The 19,516-nt window shown below is 60.5% G+C and carries 16 protein-coding genes and 1 pseudogene; 4 read left to right on the forward strand and 13 right to left on the reverse strand.

All coding sequences use genetic code 11. The features are described from left to right. Positions 1-33: 33 nt before the first annotated feature. Together ACEN8R_RS11805 and ACEN8R_RS11810 are read right to left on the reverse strand one after the other, a co-directional pair. Entirely contained in the window at positions 34-801 is a 768-nt protein-coding gene (locus ACEN8R_RS11805) for a coniferyl-alcohol dehydrogenase (RefSeq protein ID WP_018927879.1), read from the reverse strand. 71 nt (positions 802-872) lie between these two features. After that, a complete protein-coding gene (locus tag ACEN8R_RS11810) occupies positions 873-2,348 on the reverse strand; it encodes a benzaldehyde dehydrogenase (protein ID WP_018927878.1) in 1,476 nt (491 codons plus the stop codon). 293 nt (positions 2,349-2,641) lie between these two features. Here ACEN8R_RS11810 and ACEN8R_RS11815 point away from each other — a divergent pair, with 293 nt between their 5' ends. Beyond that, positions 2,642-4,417: a sigma-54-dependent Fis family transcriptional regulator gene (locus tag ACEN8R_RS11815; RefSeq protein WP_018927877.1), complete on the forward strand. Its 1,776-nt coding sequence runs from the start codon at positions 2,642-2,644 to the stop codon at positions 4,415-4,417. Between the two features lie 217 nt (positions 4,418-4,634). Then, positions 4,635-5,246, forward strand: coding sequence for a TetR/AcrR family transcriptional regulator (locus ACEN8R_RS11820; RefSeq protein WP_018927876.1), 612 nt, complete (start codon positions 4,635-4,637; stop codon positions 5,244-5,246). A gap of 91 nt (positions 5,247-5,337) precedes the next feature. Here ACEN8R_RS11820 and ACEN8R_RS11825 read toward each other — a convergent pair whose 3' ends face one another. From ACEN8R_RS11825 to ACEN8R_RS11835, 3 genes are all read right to left on the reverse strand, one after another. Then, on the reverse strand, positions 5,338-6,441 hold the full coding sequence (locus ACEN8R_RS11825) for a polyamine ABC transporter substrate-binding protein (protein ID WP_495624899.1): 1,104 nt from the start codon (positions 6,439-6,441) through the stop codon (positions 5,338-5,340). Positions 6,442-6,480: 39 nt separating this feature from the next. After that, on the reverse strand, positions 6,481-7,818 hold the full coding sequence (locus ACEN8R_RS11830; protein ID WP_018927874.1) for an alginate export family protein: 1,338 nt from the start codon (positions 7,816-7,818) through the stop codon (positions 6,481-6,483). A 117-nt stretch (positions 7,819-7,935) separates the two neighbouring features. Continuing rightward, positions 7,936-9,198, reverse strand: coding sequence for a serine hydrolase domain-containing protein (locus tag ACEN8R_RS11835; protein ID WP_018927873.1), 1,263 nt, complete (start codon positions 9,196-9,198; stop codon positions 7,936-7,938). Between the two features lie 390 nt (positions 9,199-9,588). Here ACEN8R_RS11835 and fdhA point away from each other — a divergent pair, with 390 nt between their 5' ends. Further along, positions 9,589-10,788: a formaldehyde dehydrogenase, glutathione-independent gene (gene fdhA, locus ACEN8R_RS11840; RefSeq protein WP_018927872.1), complete on the forward strand. Its 1,200-nt coding sequence runs from the start codon at positions 9,589-9,591 to the stop codon at positions 10,786-10,788. A gap of 50 nt (positions 10,789-10,838) precedes the next feature. On the opposite strand, the gene ACEN8R_RS11845 is transcribed toward fdhA, so the two are convergent. From ACEN8R_RS11845 to ACEN8R_RS11860, 4 genes are all read right to left on the reverse strand, one after another. Continuing rightward, positions 10,839-13,208, reverse strand: a complete 2,370-nt coding sequence (locus ACEN8R_RS11845; RefSeq protein ID WP_018927871.1) for a hypothetical protein — start codon at positions 13,206-13,208, stop codon at positions 10,839-10,841. A gap of 61 nt (positions 13,209-13,269) precedes the next feature. After that, positions 13,270-14,019 (reverse strand): ABC transporter permease, encoded by a 750-nt coding sequence (locus tag ACEN8R_RS11850; protein WP_007941346.1) that lies wholly within the window; start codon positions 14,017-14,019, stop codon positions 13,270-13,272. Positions 14,020-14,026: 7 nt separating this feature from the next. After that, entirely contained in the window at positions 14,027-15,028 is a 1,002-nt protein-coding gene (locus ACEN8R_RS11855) for an ABC transporter substrate-binding protein (RefSeq protein ID WP_018927870.1), read from the reverse strand. Beyond that, on the reverse strand, positions 15,025-15,864 hold the full coding sequence (locus ACEN8R_RS11860) for an ABC transporter ATP-binding protein (RefSeq protein WP_064617317.1): 840 nt from the start codon (positions 15,862-15,864) through the stop codon (positions 15,025-15,027). Before ACEN8R_RS11860 ends, ACEN8R_RS11855 begins: the two co-directional genes overlap by 4 nt. A gap of 135 nt (positions 15,865-15,999) precedes the next feature. Here ACEN8R_RS11860 and ACEN8R_RS11865 point away from each other — a divergent pair, with 135 nt between their 5' ends. Then, complete coding sequence (locus tag ACEN8R_RS11865) at positions 16,000-16,743, forward strand: GntR family transcriptional regulator (protein ID WP_018927868.1); 744 nt, start codon at positions 16,000-16,002, stop codon at positions 16,741-16,743. Here ACEN8R_RS11865 and ACEN8R_RS11870 read toward each other — a convergent pair. The 4 genes and pseudogenes from ACEN8R_RS11870 to ACEN8R_RS11885 all read right to left on the reverse strand — a co-directional run. Further along, positions 16,731-16,838, reverse strand: a pseudogene (locus tag ACEN8R_RS11870) (aldehyde dehydrogenase family protein); the annotation flags it as partial. The gene ACEN8R_RS11865 and the pseudogene ACEN8R_RS11870 overlap by 13 nt on opposite strands. Before the next feature lie 10 nt (positions 16,839-16,848). Next, positions 16,849-17,697, reverse strand: a complete 849-nt coding sequence (locus ACEN8R_RS11875; protein ID WP_018927867.1) for an alpha/beta fold hydrolase — start codon at positions 17,695-17,697, stop codon at positions 16,849-16,851. Between the two features lie 34 nt (positions 17,698-17,731). Next, a complete protein-coding gene (locus tag ACEN8R_RS11880) occupies positions 17,732-19,024 on the reverse strand; it encodes an NAD(P)/FAD-dependent oxidoreductase (protein ID WP_026286554.1) in 1,293 nt (430 codons plus the stop codon). A 57-nt stretch (positions 19,025-19,081) separates the two neighbouring features. Continuing rightward, a complete protein-coding gene (locus tag ACEN8R_RS11885) occupies positions 19,082-19,504 on the reverse strand; it encodes a RidA family protein (protein ID WP_018927865.1) in 423 nt (140 codons plus the stop codon). Positions 19,505-19,516 lie beyond the last annotated feature (12 nt).

The following is a 19,516-nucleotide window of genomic DNA, read 5'->3' on the forward strand; positions in this document are numbered from 1 at the left end:
CCTCGCCACAGCCGCCGTCTACTGGTGTGCATTTCAGATGTAGGTGGAGGCCAATCCGCCATCGACGGCCAGGTTGACGCCGTTGATCCAGCGCGACTCGTCGGCACACAGGAAAGCGATCACCGCCGCTACCTCATCGGCATAAGCGGGGCGTTTCATGCGATGGGCATCGGCCTGGGTTCGGGCCTCACCGAGCATGCTCACGAAGTCGCCGAGGATCGGTGTGAAAACCGGACCTGGCGCGACGCTGTTCATGCGCACCGAATGTTCGAGAAACCAGGGTTGGGCCTGCAGGTAATTCCAAACGATCAAGGCTTCCTTGAAATACTGGTAGCAGGTCTGGTCCGGTACCGGGTGCTCGGCCAGCCAGGCCTGCCCGGCGGCGAAACCTTCGATGTGCGCCAGTGCCTTGTGCTGTTCCAGACGTAACGGCCACTCGGCGCCGAGGATCGAGGCGATATTGACGATGCTGCCGCCAGCGTTGATGCGTGGCAGCAACGCGCTGCTCAAGTGGCGCAATCCCAGGTAGTTGACCCGCGCCAACAGTTGCGGGTTTGCAGTGCCCGGCACCCCGGCGATATTGCACAGGCTGTCGATCCGTGCCGGTAGCTGCGCCAGCAACCAGTCGATGTTCTCGGCACTGCTCAGATCGCCCTGAACAAAACCATCCAGGGTCATGTGCGGCGCCTTCAGGTCCACGCCAATCACGTGGGCGCCGTGGCTGCGCAGCAGGCTTGCCGTGGCCGCGCCGATACCCGAAGAGACGCCAGTCACCAGCACAATCTTGTTGTCGAGTTTCATGTTGAGTCCTCTTATTATTTTTGTGTACTCGGTGAGCCGACCTACCTTGTCGGCCCGGCAAAACCGGCCCGTCAGAACGGGTAACGCGGCGCCTTATCCTTGACCGTCACCCATTGCCATTGGGTGTATTCATCCCAGTCGGCCGGGCCGCCTACGCTGCCGGCATTTCCTGAGCTGCCGCGTCCGCCGAAGGGGTTGATGCATTCGTCGGCCACTGTCTGGTCGTTGATGTGCAGCAGCCCGCAATTGAGTTGCTCGCCCATCGCCATCGCGTGCCCGACCGAAGGCGAAATGATCCCCGCGGACAAGCCATACTCGGTGCGGTTGGCCAGGTCGATGGCCTCATCGTCGCTGGCAAAACTCACCACCGTGGCCACCGGGCCGAAGATTTCCTCGTCGAACGCGCGCATGCCCGGGCGCACACCGGAAAGCACCGTGGGTTGGTAGAAGAGCTGCTCATACTCGCCGCCGGCTTGCAGAGTTGCCCCGGCCGTCACACTCTCCGTGACGATTTCATGCACTCGCAACAGCTGGCGTTTGTTGATCAACGGCCCCAGCACCGCCTCACCGCGAGCGGCATTGCCGACCGTGATTGCCCGTGCCTTTTCTGCCAACCGGCGGACCAGTTCTTGTGCAATCGACTCATGGGCCAGGATGCGTCCGGTGGCCATGCAAATCTGCCCCTGATGCAGCCAGGCACCCCAGGCGGCGTTACTGGCCGCCAGTTCGAGATCGGCGTCTTCGAGCACGATCAACGAGTTCTTGCCGCCCAGCTCCAGGGCGACTTTTTTCAGATGACGCCCAGCCAGCTCCGCGACTTTGCGCCCCGCTGCGGTGGAGCCGGTGAACGCGATCATCCGCACATGCGGATCGCGGCACAGCGCTTCTCCGGCTGGCGCTGCCCCCGGCAACACCTGCAGCAAGCCCTTGGGCAGACCGGCCGCCTCGAACAACCGGGCAATGATGAAACCGCCACTGACCGGGGTCTGCGGATCGGGCTTGAGCACCACGGCGTTGCCCGCCGCCAGCGCCGGCGCCACCGAACGCAGGGACAACACCAAGGGAAAGTTGAACGGCGAGATCACCCCGACCACGCCATGGGGCAACCGGCGTGCATAGGACAAGCGCCCCGCTTCGCTCGGCAGAACCAGACCATGGGGTTGCGACAGCAGCCCGGCCGCCTGATGCAGCAACACGATCGCCTCACGGACCTCATGTTCACCCTTGAACAGGCTGCCGCCACTTTCCCGGGCGATGTACAACGCCAGTTCGGCAAAGTGTTGCTGAGCCAATGCGGCAGCTTTACGAAAGATCTCTGCGCGTTCCCGTGGTCCCAACGCCGCCCAGGCCGGTTGAGCACGAGCGGCGTTCAGACTGGCAAACGCGATGTCCGCTGCATCGGCCAAACCGGTGACGGTCAACACCTCGCCGGTGGCCGGTTCGATGACGCTATGGCTGCCGCCCAATGGACGTAGCCAGTCGCCATTGAAGATGCGTTCACGCCATGGCTCGTCCCGCAGAAAATCAGATGGTTCACTTACCGACATTTCGGTCTCCCGGCTCTTGTGTTTGTCATTGCCTGACGCGGCCTTGCTAAAACGATGCAAGGCGTCTGCGTGGTGATAGCGCTAGAGCAAGGGCTGTGCCGACTTCCTGCGTCGCGCCGCATTTCAACTGGCGAAGGCTCTGGCCTGCGGGCTGTAGAGGGGTGTTTGCGAATAGGACAAGGTGCTTGGCGTACAGCCGGCAGCTCGCCACTTGTCCAAATGATAAAGTTATGTTTAATAACTGTTTTGCTAGTTGATCATTTCGATCAGTCGACTCGCTCAGGGGCATAACAATGAACAATCCCCATTCGCTGCTTCCTCATCTTGCCGTGCAGGAGGAGCATTTCTCGCCCCGAGGCGACAGTACCCAACTGGCCGAAGGCAACTCACCGACCCTGGCCGAGTTGACCGAATGCCTGTTCTTTTCCCCTGTTGACGGACGTATCTGGCTCAACGACCAGCGCATGCTGCTATTGCACAGCTCATCCTTCGGCGCGCTGCGACGGGAAATTATCGAGCGCCAGGGACTGGAACAGAGCCGCGGCCTGTTTACCCGCACCGGCTATCTCTCCGGCGCACGCGATGCGCGACTGATCCGCGAGCGCTGGCCAGACGCCGACGCCGCGGCGGTTTTCTCGGCCGGCACTCGTCTGCATACACTTGAAGGCATGACCAAGGTCGAACCCCTGCACTTCAAATTCGACGCCGACTCAGGCTTCTATGAAGGTGAATTCCTCTGGCACCATTCCTGTGAGGCCGACGAACATATCGCCGCCTACGGGATCGGCCAGGATCCGGTGTGCTGGACCGAACTGGGCTATGCCATCGGTTATGTCAGCGGGCTGTTCGGCCGTCTGGTGATCTTCCGCGAAACCGAATGCCGGGGCATGGGCCATGAGAGCTGCCGGGTGATCGGCAAGACCGCCGAGCAATGGGGCGATGTCGAGCAGGACCTGAGTTATCTCACCGCCTCACCCTCAAGCGCCGAGCCCAAACAGCCTCAAGCCCCGGCGCCCGCCCCCCAGGATGACGACAGCGAAAACCCCGGCGGGCCAAAACCGATTGGCGCCAGCGCGGCCTTCAATGCCGCTACCCTCGCCTTGCAGCGCGTGGCGCCGACGCCCGCCACGGTGTTGTTCAGCGGCGAGTCCGGGGTCGGCAAAGAGTTGTTCGCCCGTCAGTTGCACCAATTCAGCCCACGCCATCGAGCACCTTTCGTGGCGCTCAACTGCGCCGCCATCCCGGACAATCTGATCGAGGCTGAGCTGTTTGGTGTCGAACGTGGCGCCTACACCGGCGCGACCCATTCGCGCCCCGGACGCTTCGAGCGCGCCCAGGGCGGCACGCTGTTTCTCGACGAAATCGCCAGCCTCAGCCTGCCGGGTCAGGGCAAGTTGCTGCGTGCATTGCAGGAGCGGGAGATCGAGCGCATCGGCGGTGGCCAGCCCATCAAGGTCGACGTCCGGGTGGTGGCGGCCACCAATGTCGACTTGCGCAAAGCCGTGGCGGCCGGAGAATTTCGCGAAGACTTGTTCTACCGGCTGAATGTCTACCCCATCGTGCTGCCACCGCTGCGAGAACGTCGCGACGACATTCCGTTGCTGGTCAACGCGTTCCTGCGGCGCTTCTGTCAGGCCTACGCCCGCAAACCCGCCGGCCTGACCATGCGCGCACTCAAGGTGTTATTGCGCTATGACTTCCCCGGCAACGTACGGGAACTGCAGAACCTGGTGGAGCGCGGCCTGATCGCCAGCGAAGACGGCCAAGCCATCGATCTGATCCACCTGTTTCGCAACGAACCCATGCCGCAGGATGCGTACTCTCTGGACGACAATGGCAGCCTCGCCGCAACCGACCAGAGTCCCACCGGCACACAGCCTCGCCCGGCCTTGCTGGAGACCCTGGCTCGCCTGGAACACGGCTTCTCCATTGAAGGGCTGGAGTCGCGCCTGATCGATGAAGCGCTGCAAAAAAGCCAAGGCAATCTGGCCGCTGCCGCGCGACTGCTGGGTTTGAGTCGTGCGCAGTTTGCCTATCGACTGAAAAAATACCGACAGGCATCGGCTTGATTCAGGCGGGTCAATGCATGGTGAACAGCGCTTAAAAGATTAATGAAATTAACTATTAAGCCTGAGGACTCTCGCCATCAGCCAACGAGACTTTTCGCTTCCGGGATAAACGCGCACTACAGAAATTAGCGCTTTAAAAGTTTTACCCGATTAAGTATTTTGCATGGATGATTGGGCGACATGCGCCCCCTTTATTCATAGCGACAAGGGATCAACCGTGAGCGGACTGCGTGAACGTCAGAAAGTCGAACGACGCCAAGCCATCAGCAAGGCAGCGATCGAACTGTTCGAGCGTCAAGGTTTCCAGAACACCACCATCGAACAGATCGCCAACCAGGCTGGGGTGTCGGCGCCCACCGTGTTCAAGTACTTCGGCAACAAGCAGGAAATCATCCTGGAAATCCTGCACGACGCCGACCAGCGCGCCCTCAAGGACACCCGCAACCAGATCCCTGAAATTGAGGATCCGGTCGACGCCCTGTGCTACCTGGAACGCCTGCTGACCGGTTACGCCCTGGAAGTCATGCATCCCAGTCTCTGGCGTGAACTGCTGCCGTTGATTCTATTTGGTGGTGATAACGGACTGCCCGAAGGTTATCGGGCCATGAACGATGCGCTCAGGGCCGAAATCAGCGGTTTACTCAGAGAACTGCAACAGGCCGGCAAGCTACGCGCCGACCTCAACGTCGACCTGGCCGCCTTCCTGTTGAACGACTACTCACACCTGCAGTTGTTCAGGCTGGTCAACCAGGAACAGCCGGACATCGAGTCACACTCCGCCCAGGTAAGGCGTATCACCGAGCTGCTCTTTTACGGAATGCGGGCCTGAGAACGCCAGCCTCCTCCCAGACTGGCTGCATGCCATAGCCGAGGCGCGTCATTGCTGGCGAGCCCGGCGTCACGACGCCGGGCCACGATGATCAGCGGTTGGTCTTGATGGTGGTCCAGGTGCGGGTGCGGATCCGTTCCACGGCTGCCGGCATGGGCTGCAGAGCGAACAGTGTTTTGCGCGCTTCGTCCGGCACATACATGTTGGGGTTATTACGGATCTCGGCGTTCACCAGTGCGGTGGCGTCCTTGTTCGGATTGGGGTAACCGATCTTGTTGCTGATCCGGGCAATGACGTCAGGGCGCAGGATGTAGTTGATGAACTCATAGGCTTCTTTGGTATGGGGGGCGTTGGTCGGCACCATCATCACGTCCGACCACATCGGCGCGCCTTCCTTGGGTAACGCCATCTCCACCCTGACGCCCTTGCCGGCCGCATCGGCCAGTTGCTTGGCCAGCGCCACGCCACCCGACCAGCCGACGGCTACGCAAATGTCACCGTTGGCCAGGTCCATGCCGTAGCGTGAGGAGTTGAAGTAGGTGATGTGCGGGCGAATCTTCATCATCGCCGCCTGGGCCTGCGGGTAGTCTTCGCGCTTCTGGCTGTTGGGGTCGAGGCCCTTGTAGTGCAAGGCGATGGGCACGATTTCGTTGGCTGCGTCGAGGAAACCGACACCGCAACTGGCCAGCTTGGCGAGGTTCTCTTCCTTGAAGATCATGTCCCAGGTGTTCATCTGCACATTGGCGCCCAGGACTTGCTGAACCTTGTCGACGTTGTAGCCGATCAGCGTGGTGCCCCATAGGTACGGTGCTGCGTAGCGGTTGCCCGTATCACCGGCAGCTTCCAGGGGTTTCATGAACTCCGGGTCCAGGTGCCGCCAGTTCGGCAGCTGGTTGCGGTCCAGCGGCTGGACGGCACCGGCGGCGATCAGGTGACTCAGGTTGGCGCTGCCGGGGTATACCACGTCATACCCGGAATTGCCGGTCAGCAGCTTGGACTCCAGGGTTTCGACACTGTCAAAAACGTCGTAGATCGGACGGATGCCCGTTTCCTCCTGGAAGCTCTTGAGCACCTCAGGTGGCAGATACTCGATCCAGTTGTAGATCCGCACCGTGCGCTCTTCAGCCAGGCACACCCCGCTGGCCAGCAACGACACTACAGCACCCAATAAGGTGTTACGCAAAAACATGTTCATGGTTAAGCACTCCTGCGCGGCCGCGAAGGCTCGCGGCACTTAATAGCGGTAGGTGAAGTACAGTTCCAGCGCACTGAATTTCTGGTCATCGCCGAACACCTGCCTGGCGGCGGCCAGCGGCTTGACCCAGTTATAGGAGAGCGACGTATAGAACGACGGCGTCGGGGTCCAGTCGAGGAAAACCACACTCTCGTCCGCAAAGCGCCGATCGCTGACCTGCGCACCCATGTAGTTTTTCTCGTCCAGCCAGAACTGATAGTGGATCGCGCCGAGGGTCAGCGTTTCATTGAGGTGGGTCTTGAGCGAGAACTGCTGGACGTTTTCGTTGCTGTTGAACAGCAGGTAGTTGCCGACGACATCCCCCACCAGCCAGGTGCTCCAGTCGACGAAGCCCTTGCTCAGTGACTCCCAGGCTTTCTGCCGGTTGTCGGCGAGGTTGTCGTCGCCGGAAAAACTGGCGTAGCGATAGCCGATCACCGGGGTCAGCGGCAACGTGTTGAAGGCGTAATCCGCCTGACCGTACCAGGCGTTGGCATCGTAATCCACGCCTTCACCACTGCCCCGCTCCACGGCGTATTCGGCATTCAGGGTCAGGTCCGGCACGCCCGGTACTTTGGCCTTCAACGCACGCACGTTGTACACCTGCATCCCGTCCCGGCGTCGTGGCAGTGTACTGCCCTTGGGCCCCAGCGCATTGACCTTCATCGCCATGGCCCCAAGTGTCACCTGGTCGTCGAGGTTGTAGTCCAGGTTAGCGCCGGTCATGCGGAAGTCACCCAGATCGTCATCGACCCGCAAGGTGAAGGCCTGGGTTTTCAATGCGCCATGATCCCAGGCCAGAATGGCCGAATCCTTGAAGGCGGTTCTGGGGCCAAGCCAGTAGGCGCCGTCCTTGAGTTGGTCGAGGTTACCGTCCATGACGATGAAGCCGGTGCCGATCATGTAGTTCTGGCGACCGGCTGTGAGCGTCCACTCCCCGGCCCGGAAACCACCGTAGAGTTCTTCGGTGGCCACGTCACCATCAGAGCTGCGGGTGAAGCCGCCGGCATCGCCATCGCCAAAGGTGGTCGCCGCCACCAGCGAGCCACCGGCCAACAGGCTGAAGTCTGGCTGCAGGGCGTATTCCAGCTTGACGCCGGGCTTGACGTAGAGCTCCTGCCAGTCGATTTTCGTACCGCCATTCTTGCCACTGCGCGCATCGACGCGGCCGCTGCCGAAGTTGACGTTACGGGTGGAAAGGGTCGCACCGCCGGCAGTGAAGTTGACCTCACCCTTGAGGTTGCCATCCTCGAAGGTGTAGCCCGCCAGCGCGACTTGGGCGGTCAGGGGTAAGCCGACCGCTAAAAGCGTTCGAGAGAAACGCGTCATGAGAACCATATGAAGCTCCTGTGTGATTATTGTTGTTACAGGGCAGTGAATGGCGGCGCAAAGCGCCGCCAACACCTGGTCGAGCCAGGCGAATAGGTCGCAAACTTCTTGTCGTTATGAGGCGTTTCAGTGAGTAAGGTGCGCGGCGATGGCACGCAGCATGCGCACGCTGTCAGCATCGAACGGGCTGACAGCCTCGGTCAGCGATGACTGCTTGACGATCACCACACCGGACGGCTTATCGACGAACAGGTACTGGCCGTGGATACCGCCGGCCATGATCGCCTGACTGTGGTCGTTGAAGACGTACCACTGGCTGCGGTAGGAAGCGTCAGGGGTCCATTGGGAGAACTCGGAGTTTTTGGCGTAGATCGCGGGATCGGAGCCGGCGCAAATGCGTGCAACCGTCTCGGTCGACAGCAATTGCAGCCCATCATGGCGACCGTCGTCGGCCAGCAGCCGACCGAACCGCGCCATGTCTCGCAAGGTGGCGTTGAAACCGGCACCGGCAACGCTACGCCCCCAAGGATCGGCCATGAAGTAGCCGTCGCGCTCACACCCCAACTGGCTCCAGATGTCTTGCAGCAATTGATTGCAAGCCTTGCCCGAAGCGCGCTCCATGACCCAGGCCAGGGCTTCGGTGGTGGCGGTCACGTAATGGAAAAAGCCGCCATGACTGCCGCGTTTTTTCAGCGACGGCAGGTACTGATACAGCGACTCGAACTGAGCGTACTGTGCAGGTGCCGGCTGGAAACCGCAGGCATAGCCGTACTGCGAGCTCTCGGAGTTGGGATCGTCATAGACTTCGCTGTAGTCGATGCCCACGGCCATGTCGAACAGCTGGCGCACCGTGGCATCGCCAAACGCGCTGCCCAACAGTTCGGGCACGTAAAACGCCGCCGGCAACTCCGGATTGAGGATGCCATCGCAGACCAGTTGCTCCCCCAGGGTGCCGATCAGCGACTTGGTCACCGAGAACATGACGTGCCGGTCCCGGGGACGCTGGCCGTTGAAGTAACGCTCGAACAGCACGGTGTCGCCCTGCATCACCAAAAAGGCGTCGGTCTGACTGACCACCAGATGATCGATGACACTGACGCTCAAGCCACATTCACTGTCGAAGTGCAGTTCATCCAGCGCTTGTGGCGCTTCCTTCAAGACGCTGACCGGTCCACCACCCGCCTCCACATCAATGGAGGGACGCAGGCGCGCCAGATTGCGGAACCCCCACTGATTGAACGGTGGACGCATCCAGTTGTTCCAGGTGACGCGGCGTTTCGGTTCGGCCGGAAAACCCTGCATAAACAAAGGCGCCAAGCGCCTGTCGAGTGACGATTCATTCGTCTCGATGTAAAGACTGGCCAGCAACGGCACGGTGTTCTGACTCATCGGGTTTCCCCTGCAAAATGACTCTGCGTGAAAGCAGATGCAGGGAAATAATTACCCGGTATTATTTTTTAGTCAATAAAACATTTATCAGATAAAAATATTTTTAGCGCTGTGCTTTGATGGGTGGGGCAAACACGGCGTTCAGCGCCCGTTACTCCTGCGCCAGCCCTGCCAACCGGGGGGTAATTGGGTGCTAAATGCCCTCGCAGGGTGCTGATACCAGGCGTAGGATCGATACGATGACTGCTTATCACGCATCGTTGGAAGGTGACTTCCAACCCATCTGCATTCACGCGCAAACGCAAGACATTTACCGCCGCACTGTAAGGCCGCGCGACCCTTCGCAGTACAAGGGCCGTGTTCTCACAACAACAAAAGCGAGGTGAAATCATGTCTGGTAATCGTGGTGTCGTGTATCTCGGCGCAGGCAAGGTCGAGGTGCAAACCATCCCCTATCCGAAAATGGAAGACCCGCGCGGCAAGCGCATTGACCATGGCGTGATCCTGCGCGTGGTTTCGACCAATATCTGCGGCTCCGACCAGCATATGGTGCGTGGCCGGACCACGGCCCAGGTCGGGCTGGTGCTTGGCCATGAGATCACCGGCGAGGTCATCGAGAAGGGCCGTGACGTGGAAAACGTGCAGATCGGTGACCTGGTATCAGTGCCGTTCAACGTCGCCTGCGGCCGTTGTCGCAGTTGCAAGGAGCAGCACACCGGCGTCTGCCTGACGGTCAATCCGGCGCGCCCCGGCGGTGCCTATGGCTATGTGGACATGGGTGACTGGGTTGGCGGCCAGGCCGAATATGTGTTGGTGCCGTATGCCGACTTCAACCTGTTGAAGCTGCCCGACCGCGACAAGGCAATGGAGAAAATCCGCGACCTGACCTGCCTCTCCGATATCCTGCCGACCGGCTACCATGGCGCGGTGACCGCCGGTGTCGGCCCTGGCAGCACGGTGTATATCGCCGGCGCCGGTCCGGTCGGACTGGCTGCCGCCGCCTCCGCTCGTCTGCTGGGTGCGGCGGTGGTGATAGTCGGCGACGTCAATCCGCTGCGCCTGGCGCATGCCAAGGCCCAGGGCTTCGAGATCGCCGACCTGACCCTGGACACTCCGCTGCACGAGCAAATCGCCAACCTGCTCGGTGAGCCGGAAGTCGATTGTGCGGTCGATGCGGTCGGCTTCGAAGCCCGTGGCCACGGCCATGACGGCGCGCAGCACGAGGCCCCGGCCGATGTGCTCAACGCGCTGATGGGCGTGGTGCGGGTCGCCGGCAATATCGGTATCCCCGGTCTGTATGTCACCGAAGACCCGGGTGCGGTCAATAAAGCCGCCAAGCATGGCAGCCTGAACATCCGTTTCGGCCTCGGCTGGGCCAAGTCCCACAGTTTCCACACCGGCCAGACCCCGACGATGAAGTACAACCGTCAGCTGATGCAGGCGATCATGTGGGACCGGATCAAGATTGCCGAGGTCGTCGGCGTGCAGGTGATCAGCCTGGACGACGCGCCGCGTGGCTACCACGAGTTCGATGCCGGGGCGCCGAAGAAATTCGTCATGGATCCGCACAAGCTGTTTACCGCGGCCTAAGGAATGGGTTGGGACAAGGGCAGCTTTGAGCTGCCCTTTTTTATGGCCGTTTATAACGTAAGAAACAGCGCCGAGGTCCAGACTCGGGATTGATCGCGCTGCCGGGCGCAGATGAATAATGGATGTTCACGCCCCTGCTCCAGATTCAACCGGGCAAGCTCGATTTGCCCTTGCAGTTCACGAGGCAGCGGCGCAGCGGTTGTCCTTTCGAGGGACACCTTCAACTCCGCGCCCGGCAACTCTTCACTCACTTGCGATTGCACCAGCAACTCATCGCCGGACAACTCCATCAGCACCGTCGGCGCATGCACGTAAGGTTGCGGTTCAGACGGGTCGCCGACCTTGATGTAGTTATCGATGCGGCTATGAACCTGCAGCGTGGCGCCGGCCAATTGCGACAAGTCGATTTCGATGCTGTCGGTGTCGCCGTTGGTGTCGGTGCGAAAGGCCAGAACCGTTGCATCCTTGCGCCATACAGTTTGTTCGGGGTGATCGAGACCCAAGGCGCGAAAGCCGTTGATGACCGCACCCGTCACGCGAATCTCGCCGGTCCAGTAGGCGCCGCGATAACGGTCCTTGATCCTTGCGCCGCCCAGGCGCAGACGAATACGTTGGCTGGAAAAACCCAATTCCTGATGCAGGTTGCGCGACCAGATCAGTTTGTCGCCATCGAACAGATCGACCTGCTCCCAGCCCGCCTCTCCGAGCAGTCGATAGTCCAGCGTGGCATTTGCATCGGCGGTGAACACTTCACCCATGAAATGCTGGCCCTGGCGCAGGCTGGCAAATGAACGCTCGCCGGTGGTGGCAAAAGTGCGACGGGCGCGAAGTGCCTTGCCAACACTGGCTCGATCGAAGGCCTCGGCCACCACGCCAGTCAGCCCGCCGCGAGAGCCGAACACCGCCGTGGCCGGAACACCACCGCCACAACGCCCCTGATGCTCATCGCTGTTCGCCGCGGCACCCACTCGATAGCCACGCTGAAGCGCTTCGGCGTAGACCCAATGGAACTGCCCCCAGGCCGAGCCGACCTCGATCAGGCGCTCCAGCTCCGGATGGTGCCAGTCGAGGTTGCAACGGCGTCCGCCGACGTGAGGCATCATCAAATGCCCTTCGGGGTCCTTGGCATAGGCGGCATACAACTCATCCACCGGCCAGGCACCCGGCTTGATGGTGCCGGCGGTGAACTCGTTCCACTCGAAAGAACGCACCAGCCGACCTTGATTGTCGAAGGGAAACTCGGGTTTGCGGTCATGCAGGAACACCACATTACGGTCGCCGCCCGCGCAAGAGTTGCCGCACCATTCGGTGCCGGGATAGCAAACAAATCGTCCTGGTTCATTGAGTTCGTGAATCAGGTTGACCGCCTGATCCCAGCGCTGCTCAGTGATATTGAAATCATTGGCGGTGTAACCGAGGACATCGAGCCCGGCGACATCGCGACCGTAGCTGAGGTTGTACAAGGTGTCGTTGGTGCCCACCGTGTCATCGGAGTGCACATGCAGGTCGGCGTACAGCGGGCGCAATGCAGTGCCAGCCGGATCGACCGTGACAAACGCCCGAGCGGTACGCACAAAAGGTGCCGCCACCTCGGCCGACAAGCGCCACTCCCCCACCGCACCAAGATCAAAACCTTCAAGCCGGGCAGTCGCCCAACCTTCAGCCGCCAGGGTGAACGGTTGTTGTCGCTCCCCCCCTTCAGGATCAACCAGAGTCAGGACACCTTGGAGCGGCAAGTTGCGGCAGGTGTTGCCCCAGGCATCATCCACCCTGAGCAGTACGTCGAACACCTCACCCGCGCTGACCAGGCGAGGCACGATCAACTGCACGCTTTGCGCCGGTCCCGGCACGATGTTCAGCAGCGGATCACCCGGCACCTCGGCAAATTTCGAGCTGCCCAACGGGTCGATGAACAAACGGAAACGGAAGTCCTTCTCGACAAAACTCTGCACCCGCGTACCCGCGCCGCCCTGACGACGATCGCCCAGGCGAATGATTATTTTGTCTCCCGGATTCAGGTAACCGTCGATGATGTCGATGATGATCGCTTTCTGGAAGGGCCGTTCATGGCCCTTCTGGTCGAAGCGCACTTTCAGATGCTGCACAGAGGCCTGGCTCTGGCCAGGGACCAGCTCGCCTGCCTGATATTCGGCGCTGACATAGTTGGGGCCAGTCGGATTCGAGGTCTGGAACAAGGCCCAGTCGGAGTAGAACTTGAAGGCCAGTTTCAACCAGGCGCCGTCTGCGAGGCCGCTGCCGCCGACTTCGTAGACCAGGGTAATTTCATCCCATTGGCCGGCAATCAGCGTGTCACGATCACAGTGGATGCTGCCCAGAAACGGGCGTTGTTTGTTGCGTTCGTAGAGGCCTTGAGGGGCAATGTAATACCCGGCTTCGCGGGGATCGAAAACGTTACTCACATGACACCTCGTGCAGTGGTCCACTGAAGGTTTGAAGGGGGTTGAAGTCAAATGACGATGCTTACTGCACTCGCCATTTCTGGTAATGACGCTCGATACGCCTGAACACAAAACTCTCCATCAGCCAGGCAATCAGGCCGATCACGACAATGCCCAGCAGCACCTGGCTGCTGTTGCCGATCTGCCCACCCGTCGACACCATCCAGCCGATGCCCTGGGACGCACCGATCATTTCCGCCGCGACCAATGCCCTCCAGCCCTGGCTGAAGCCGATGCGCAACGCCGCCGTCACGAAGGGCAGCGAGGCCGGCAGGTAAACGTGGGCCAGCAGTTGCCAGCGGTTGGCGCCCAAGGTGCGTGCCGCACGGACTTCACCGCCGCGGATACTCTGCACGCCCTCCTGAATGGTCACGGCCATGGGGAACATCGCGGCAATGAAAATCACCAGCACGATGGAGACATAGCCCAGGCCGAAAATGATCATGATCAGCGGTGCCCAGGCGATCGGCGGGATGGCCATGAACAGGCTGTTGAGCGGCGAGATGAAATCGCGAAAACGCGAGGACAGGCCACCGGCAGTACCCAGCAGCACCGCAACGACCACCGCCGCGCAAAAGCCGCCAACCTCTTCAAGGACGCTGGCCCGCAGGTGCTGCCACAGCGAACTGTCGCCCAGCCAGCGCACAGCCTCGCGGGCAACATCCCATGGCTGCGGCAGGATGTAAGTGGGAAAGCGGCTGGCCAGGGCCATCCAGATCAACAGCAGGAATGGCAGTGACGCCCATCCCCAATTCGGTTTTGGCAAGGACATGACAGACTCAGTGCGAGGCTTTTTGCAGGTAGGAGGTATCCACGATCTGTTCGGTCTTGAGCGTGGTATCGATAAAGCCCAGGTCGTGGGAGTAATTCATCAGGCGCTGGATGAATTGAATATCCGCAGACTGCAAGTCCGCTGACCAGCCCAACCGGGTACGTGCCTGGGCGACGATGGCTTGCGGGGCGATGGTCTTGCCGTCTACGCCTTGCACCGCTTCAAGCTTGAACGCCTCGGCGATGATTCGATTCGACTCTTCGGGGTGCTCGTTGAGAAAGGCGATGGCCTTGCGGTGCGCACGCAGCAGCTTCACCACATCTTCCGGTCGCTCCTGCAAGGTTTTGGGTAAGGCGATCACCACGTACCAAGGGTAATTCGGCAGCGCCTGATTGACGTCGAGCAGGATCCGGCTCGACCCGCGCAACAACGACTGGCTGACAAAGGGTTCCCAGGAAAACGCCGCATCGACAATGCCGCGCTCCAGCGCCGCGTTCATATTGCCGGGTGGCATGTCGATGATGTCCAGATCCTTGTCAGGATTGAGCCCGGCCTTTTCTTTCAGCACATAGCCGCGCAGCAGCACATCCATGCCACTGCCCTTCTTGACCCCGGCCAGTTTTTTCCCCTTGAGTTCATCCAGGGCGGTAACCGGACTCTTGGCGTCGACAATCACCGCAGCCTGACCGTAATTGACCTTGGCCAGAATCCGGCTTTGCAGCCCCCGGGAAAACCATTGATACACCGGCGGCGTACCGACATAGGCCACATCCAGCTCGCCAGCGGCCAGTGCCTGCTGGATCACCGGACCATCGCCCAAGGCCTTGAGATCGACATTCAAGCCTTCCTCGCGGTAGTAGCCCTGTTTGTCGGCGATCAACGCCGGGGCGTTGGCCATCGCGAATACATAACCCACACGCAAGGGTTTCTCTTCGCCAGCCACGGCGAATACGCTGCTTGCCAAGGCGGCAACAGACAAGGAAAGGGCAAGCAGCGAATGTTTGATCATGCTGTCAACTCAGGTTGGCGGGTTGGGTAAGCGGAGGCAGCAGGCACTTCCATGACCTGGGAAATGCGCTCCATCAGCTCATTGCGGTAATCGAGAAAGGCCGGCAACCGGCGGGTTTTGAGGTTGGAGCGAGGGCGCGGCAAATGAATATTCAGTTCGCTGTGGATACCGCCGGGGGCGATGTTAAGCACGATGACCCGATCCGCCAGAAACACCGCTTCGTCGATATCGTGGGTAATGAACAGCACCGTCTGACCCAGTTCGGCCCAGATGCGCAAGGTCTCTTCGTTCATGCTGTTGCGGCTGATGGCATCCAGTGCAGCGAATGGCTCATCCATCAGCAACACGCTGGGCTCCAATGCCAGGGTCCTGGCCAGGGAAACCCGCTGCTGCATGCCGCCAGACAACTGATGCGGCAACCGATGCGCGGCATTCTCCAGACCGACCAGACGCAGGTACTGCAAGGCTTGAGAACGCTGCTGCGATTCGTTGATCCGAGCCGCCATTCGCAGGCCGAAACGGACGTTTTCCAAGGCGCTCAACCAGGGAAACAACTGCGGCGCCTGAAACACATAACCCAACTCCGAACGCTCTGGACGCACCGCCGTCTGGTTGATACTGATCTGACCACTTTGCGGTTGCACAAAACCTGACAACAAGTTCAGCAAGGTGGTTTTCCCGCAACCGGATGGCCCCAGGATCGCAACGAACTCACCGGGCCTGGCGTTCAGGCTGAAAGAGGAAAACACGCGATGCCCATTGGGGTAGCTGAAGCTGATGTCATCGACCGTCAGCGCATCGGCTTGCTGCTGTGCGTAAGGGAGGGTTTTGAACATGGCAAGTGTCGTCAGGTCGTTTACAATGGGAATACCTGACATAATACGTATTAATACAAGTCGTCCCAATAACCTATTTTTATAACCTTAGAAGTGAAGGCGCACCACCCTCCTCCAAGGCCATGGAAACCGACAGTGTCTACATCCATTCTTCGCGACAGCACCACCTCACTCTACGAGCAGATTGCCCAGCAATTGCTGGAAGAGATTCAACGCGGCGACTTTGAGCCCAGCGGCAAGCTGCCGTCAGAAGCAGAGCTGGGTAAACGTTTTGCGGTGAGCCGCGTCACCGTTCGCCTGGCGGTGGGCAAACTCAGCGACGACGGCGTGGTAGAGCGCAAACAAGGCAAAGGCACCTTCGTGGCGGCCAAACAGGTGCGGCACGGCCTGGACGCGTTGCGTAGTTTTCATGAAGCCTTGTTGCTGCAAGGGTTCGAACCGAGCATGCGCGTCATCAGCCATACCCTGCAGCCGGTTCCAGAGGCGTTGCGTGGTTTGTTTGAAGAAGCGGACGATTGCCTGCTTCTGGAACGACTGCATTTCGTCGATGACGAACCCATCGCGCTGGGCCGCAGCCATTTACCGGCCGAATTGGCCAGCGTGGTCTGGACTGAAGTCGAGCATCAACCGATTTACTCCATTCTCGAGTCGATCACTGGCATGGCGGTCACCCGAGCCGATCTGGCGATCCGCGCGCAAGAAGCCGATAAACACCTGGCCAGTGCCTTGCACATCAAACGTGGCGCGGCACTGCTGGTCATGGAGCGCACCTCCTGGTTTGCCGACGGCCGCTGCTGCGACCGTACGACCTTCTACATCCGCCCGGAACGTTATGCCTTTGTCTTGAGTGGTGTCTTCAAGTCCAGACCCGCCAGCTGAATCAGTGCACCCGCAGGAATGCCCGCCTCAATCGCCAATTCAACCCGACGCATGGCGGTCAATGGGGTTTCCATCGCCGGTTTGATTCTCACCGTGCCGTGGGTTTCATTGGCCCGGGAGCTCAAGGCTTTTGAGAAAGCCTGCGACCAGCGCGTTGAACGCCTCGCCTTGATCATCGTGTACATAGTGACTGGCGCCTGCGACCTCCACCGTCTGGACGTACGAATTGCTGGCGCTCATCGCCTGCAGCATCGCGGGTGGCAGAAAGTCCGAGCGGCCGCCGCGAATGAACAGGGTCGGGCAATCCAGCGCGCGTACCGCCGGCCATAGGTCCGTCGGCTCGATACTCAGGCGCGCCTCGGCAATACCCTGCTGATCATGGCGCCAGGTGATCACGCCATCGCTCTCTTTCATCGAATGAGTGAGCCTTGATGCCAGGCCCTGTTCCGACAACCCAGGGCGCGAAGCCTGCCAGAATGTGCGGGCCGCCTCCCAGCTATCGAACTGCAAAGGCGTCTGGCTCATTTCGCGGCGAATACGCGCGGCGCCATCGCCCTGGATTGAGGAGCCGGGGCCGATGTCCTCGATCATCAAGCCAACCAATCGCCCCGGGTTTTGCCGCGCATATTCAAGGGCGTTGGCGCCCCCTAATGAGTGCCCCAGCAATACAAAACGCGACAAGCCAACATGGGCGACCAAGTCCTCGAGGTCCTCGACATACGACTGCGTGTGGTAGCTGCCGGGCGCGGCCCAGTCACTCAGTCCTCGACCGCGCTGGTCCAGGGCATAGACGCAGTAGCCTGCACCCAGAGATTGCACCAGCGATTCCCAGGTTTGGGCATAAGCCCGCAAGCCATGCAATAGCACCAGAGGCACACCGGTGGATTCACCCCAGCGCAAAAAGTGCAGGCGCAAGCCAGATCGGTTGGTAAAGAAACAGCTGTCAGAAGGCATCGTTTGGTTCCTTATATGCGTGGCTTCGACCGACCTAGAAACGATCGAACCGATAAGGGCTTGGATCAATGATCGGCGCATGACCGCTGACGAGATCCGCGGCGAGGTGACCTGCCGCCGGCGACGTGCCGAAGCCGTGCCCCGAGAAGCCGGTGGCCACGGTCAGCCCCGGAATCTGCGCGACCGGCCCAATGACAGGATTCGAATCGGGTGTGACATCAATAGTGCCTGCCCAGGCCAGGGCAATCCGCGCCTGTTCAAATACCGGCCAGGCCGCAATGAGGTTGTTCATCGCATCGTTATTGAGCCGCGGGTTGGCGGCCGGGTCCTGTACCCTGACGCGCTCGAACGGGCTGACACTGTCGGATTTCCAACGCCGGGCAAGCGCCAGGTCATTGAAAAAAGGCTTGCCCAACGACACGTTCAACACGCTGCGTTGCGCACGGAACTGCGGCATGTATTGCTTGGCGAGCAACAGGTGGTCGAGGGTCAGGAAGGCATCCAGTTTGCCGCGCTGGGTAATGATGAAGCCGCCGTCCTTGTGCTTGCGAAACGAAAAGTCCGGTGCGCCGACAGCAATTTCCGTCGGCCCCTCCATTGGGTGAGTACGTAGCACCGAGCAGGTCAAGGGCAAGGTCGGCAACGACACACCGAGGTTGCCCAGAAAACGCCGTGACCACATCCCCCCAGCCAGCAGCACATGATCACAGCGAATCTCACCTTGCTCGGTGACCACGCCACTGACCGTGCCGGCGGACATTTGCAGCGTCCGTACCGCGCACTGCTCGATAATCACCACACCCAGGGCCATGGCGGCCTTGGCGATAGCGCTGCTTGCCAGCGTCGGTTCGGCACGCGCATCGGACGGCGTGAAGATGCCACCGGCCCACTCACCCACGCCACCGGGCACCAACGCGTCAATCTCGCGCTTGCTGAGCAGCCGTGAATCCAGCGACAAATGCTCCACCGACTTGAGCCATCCCTCATGCATCGCCATCTGCGATGGGCTGCGGCCCACGAACATGATGCCCTCCTGGCGATACCCGACATCCGCCCCTACCCGCTCAGGCATCTTTGCCCACAGACGGTCAGCGGCGAGGGCCAGAGGGATATCGGCTGCGTGGCGGCTGGTCTTGCGTACCCAGCCCAGGTTGCGTGACGACTGCTCGCCGGCGATACGACCTTTTTCCAGCACCACCACCGCAATATTGCGTTCGGCCAATGTCAACGCTGCAGTCAGGCCGATAATCCCGCCGCCAATGATGACGACGGAGGTTGCGGAGGGAAACACGGTAGACGTTTTCACGGGCGCTATAGTGGGTGCCATGATCAAGACTCGGTAAACGAATGAGGTAGGCCACGCCTGCGCATGGCCGCGTGACAGTTACTGCGACAGTCGAATGACTTCAACTTGCGCCTTCGACGCGTTGCGATACGCCGTCACTTCCAGCTCCACCTTGTAGACCGTCGACCCCAAGGGCGGACAGGTGACGGTGCTGGCAGGGTCAACGCCGCGAAACTTTTCGCCGATCAGGGCCATCACGGCAGGTACGTCCTTGGGGTCCTGGATGAACACCCGCGAACACACCACGTCCGCCAGGCTCGCATCGACCGCCGCCAGGGCCGCCTCGATGTTGGCGAATACCTGATGGGTCTGTTCGAGGATATCTTCCGGGATCAGCTTGGTTTGTGGGTTGCGGCCTGCGGTGTTGGACACGTAGATCCAGTTGTCCACGACCACCAGGCGCGAATAGCTGGCCTGATCTTCAAACGGGGAACCGGTCTTGAGCTTGATGATTTTTGTCATGTGGAATGCCTC

The organism is Pseudomonas sp. Pseusp15 (assembly GCF_059492165.1).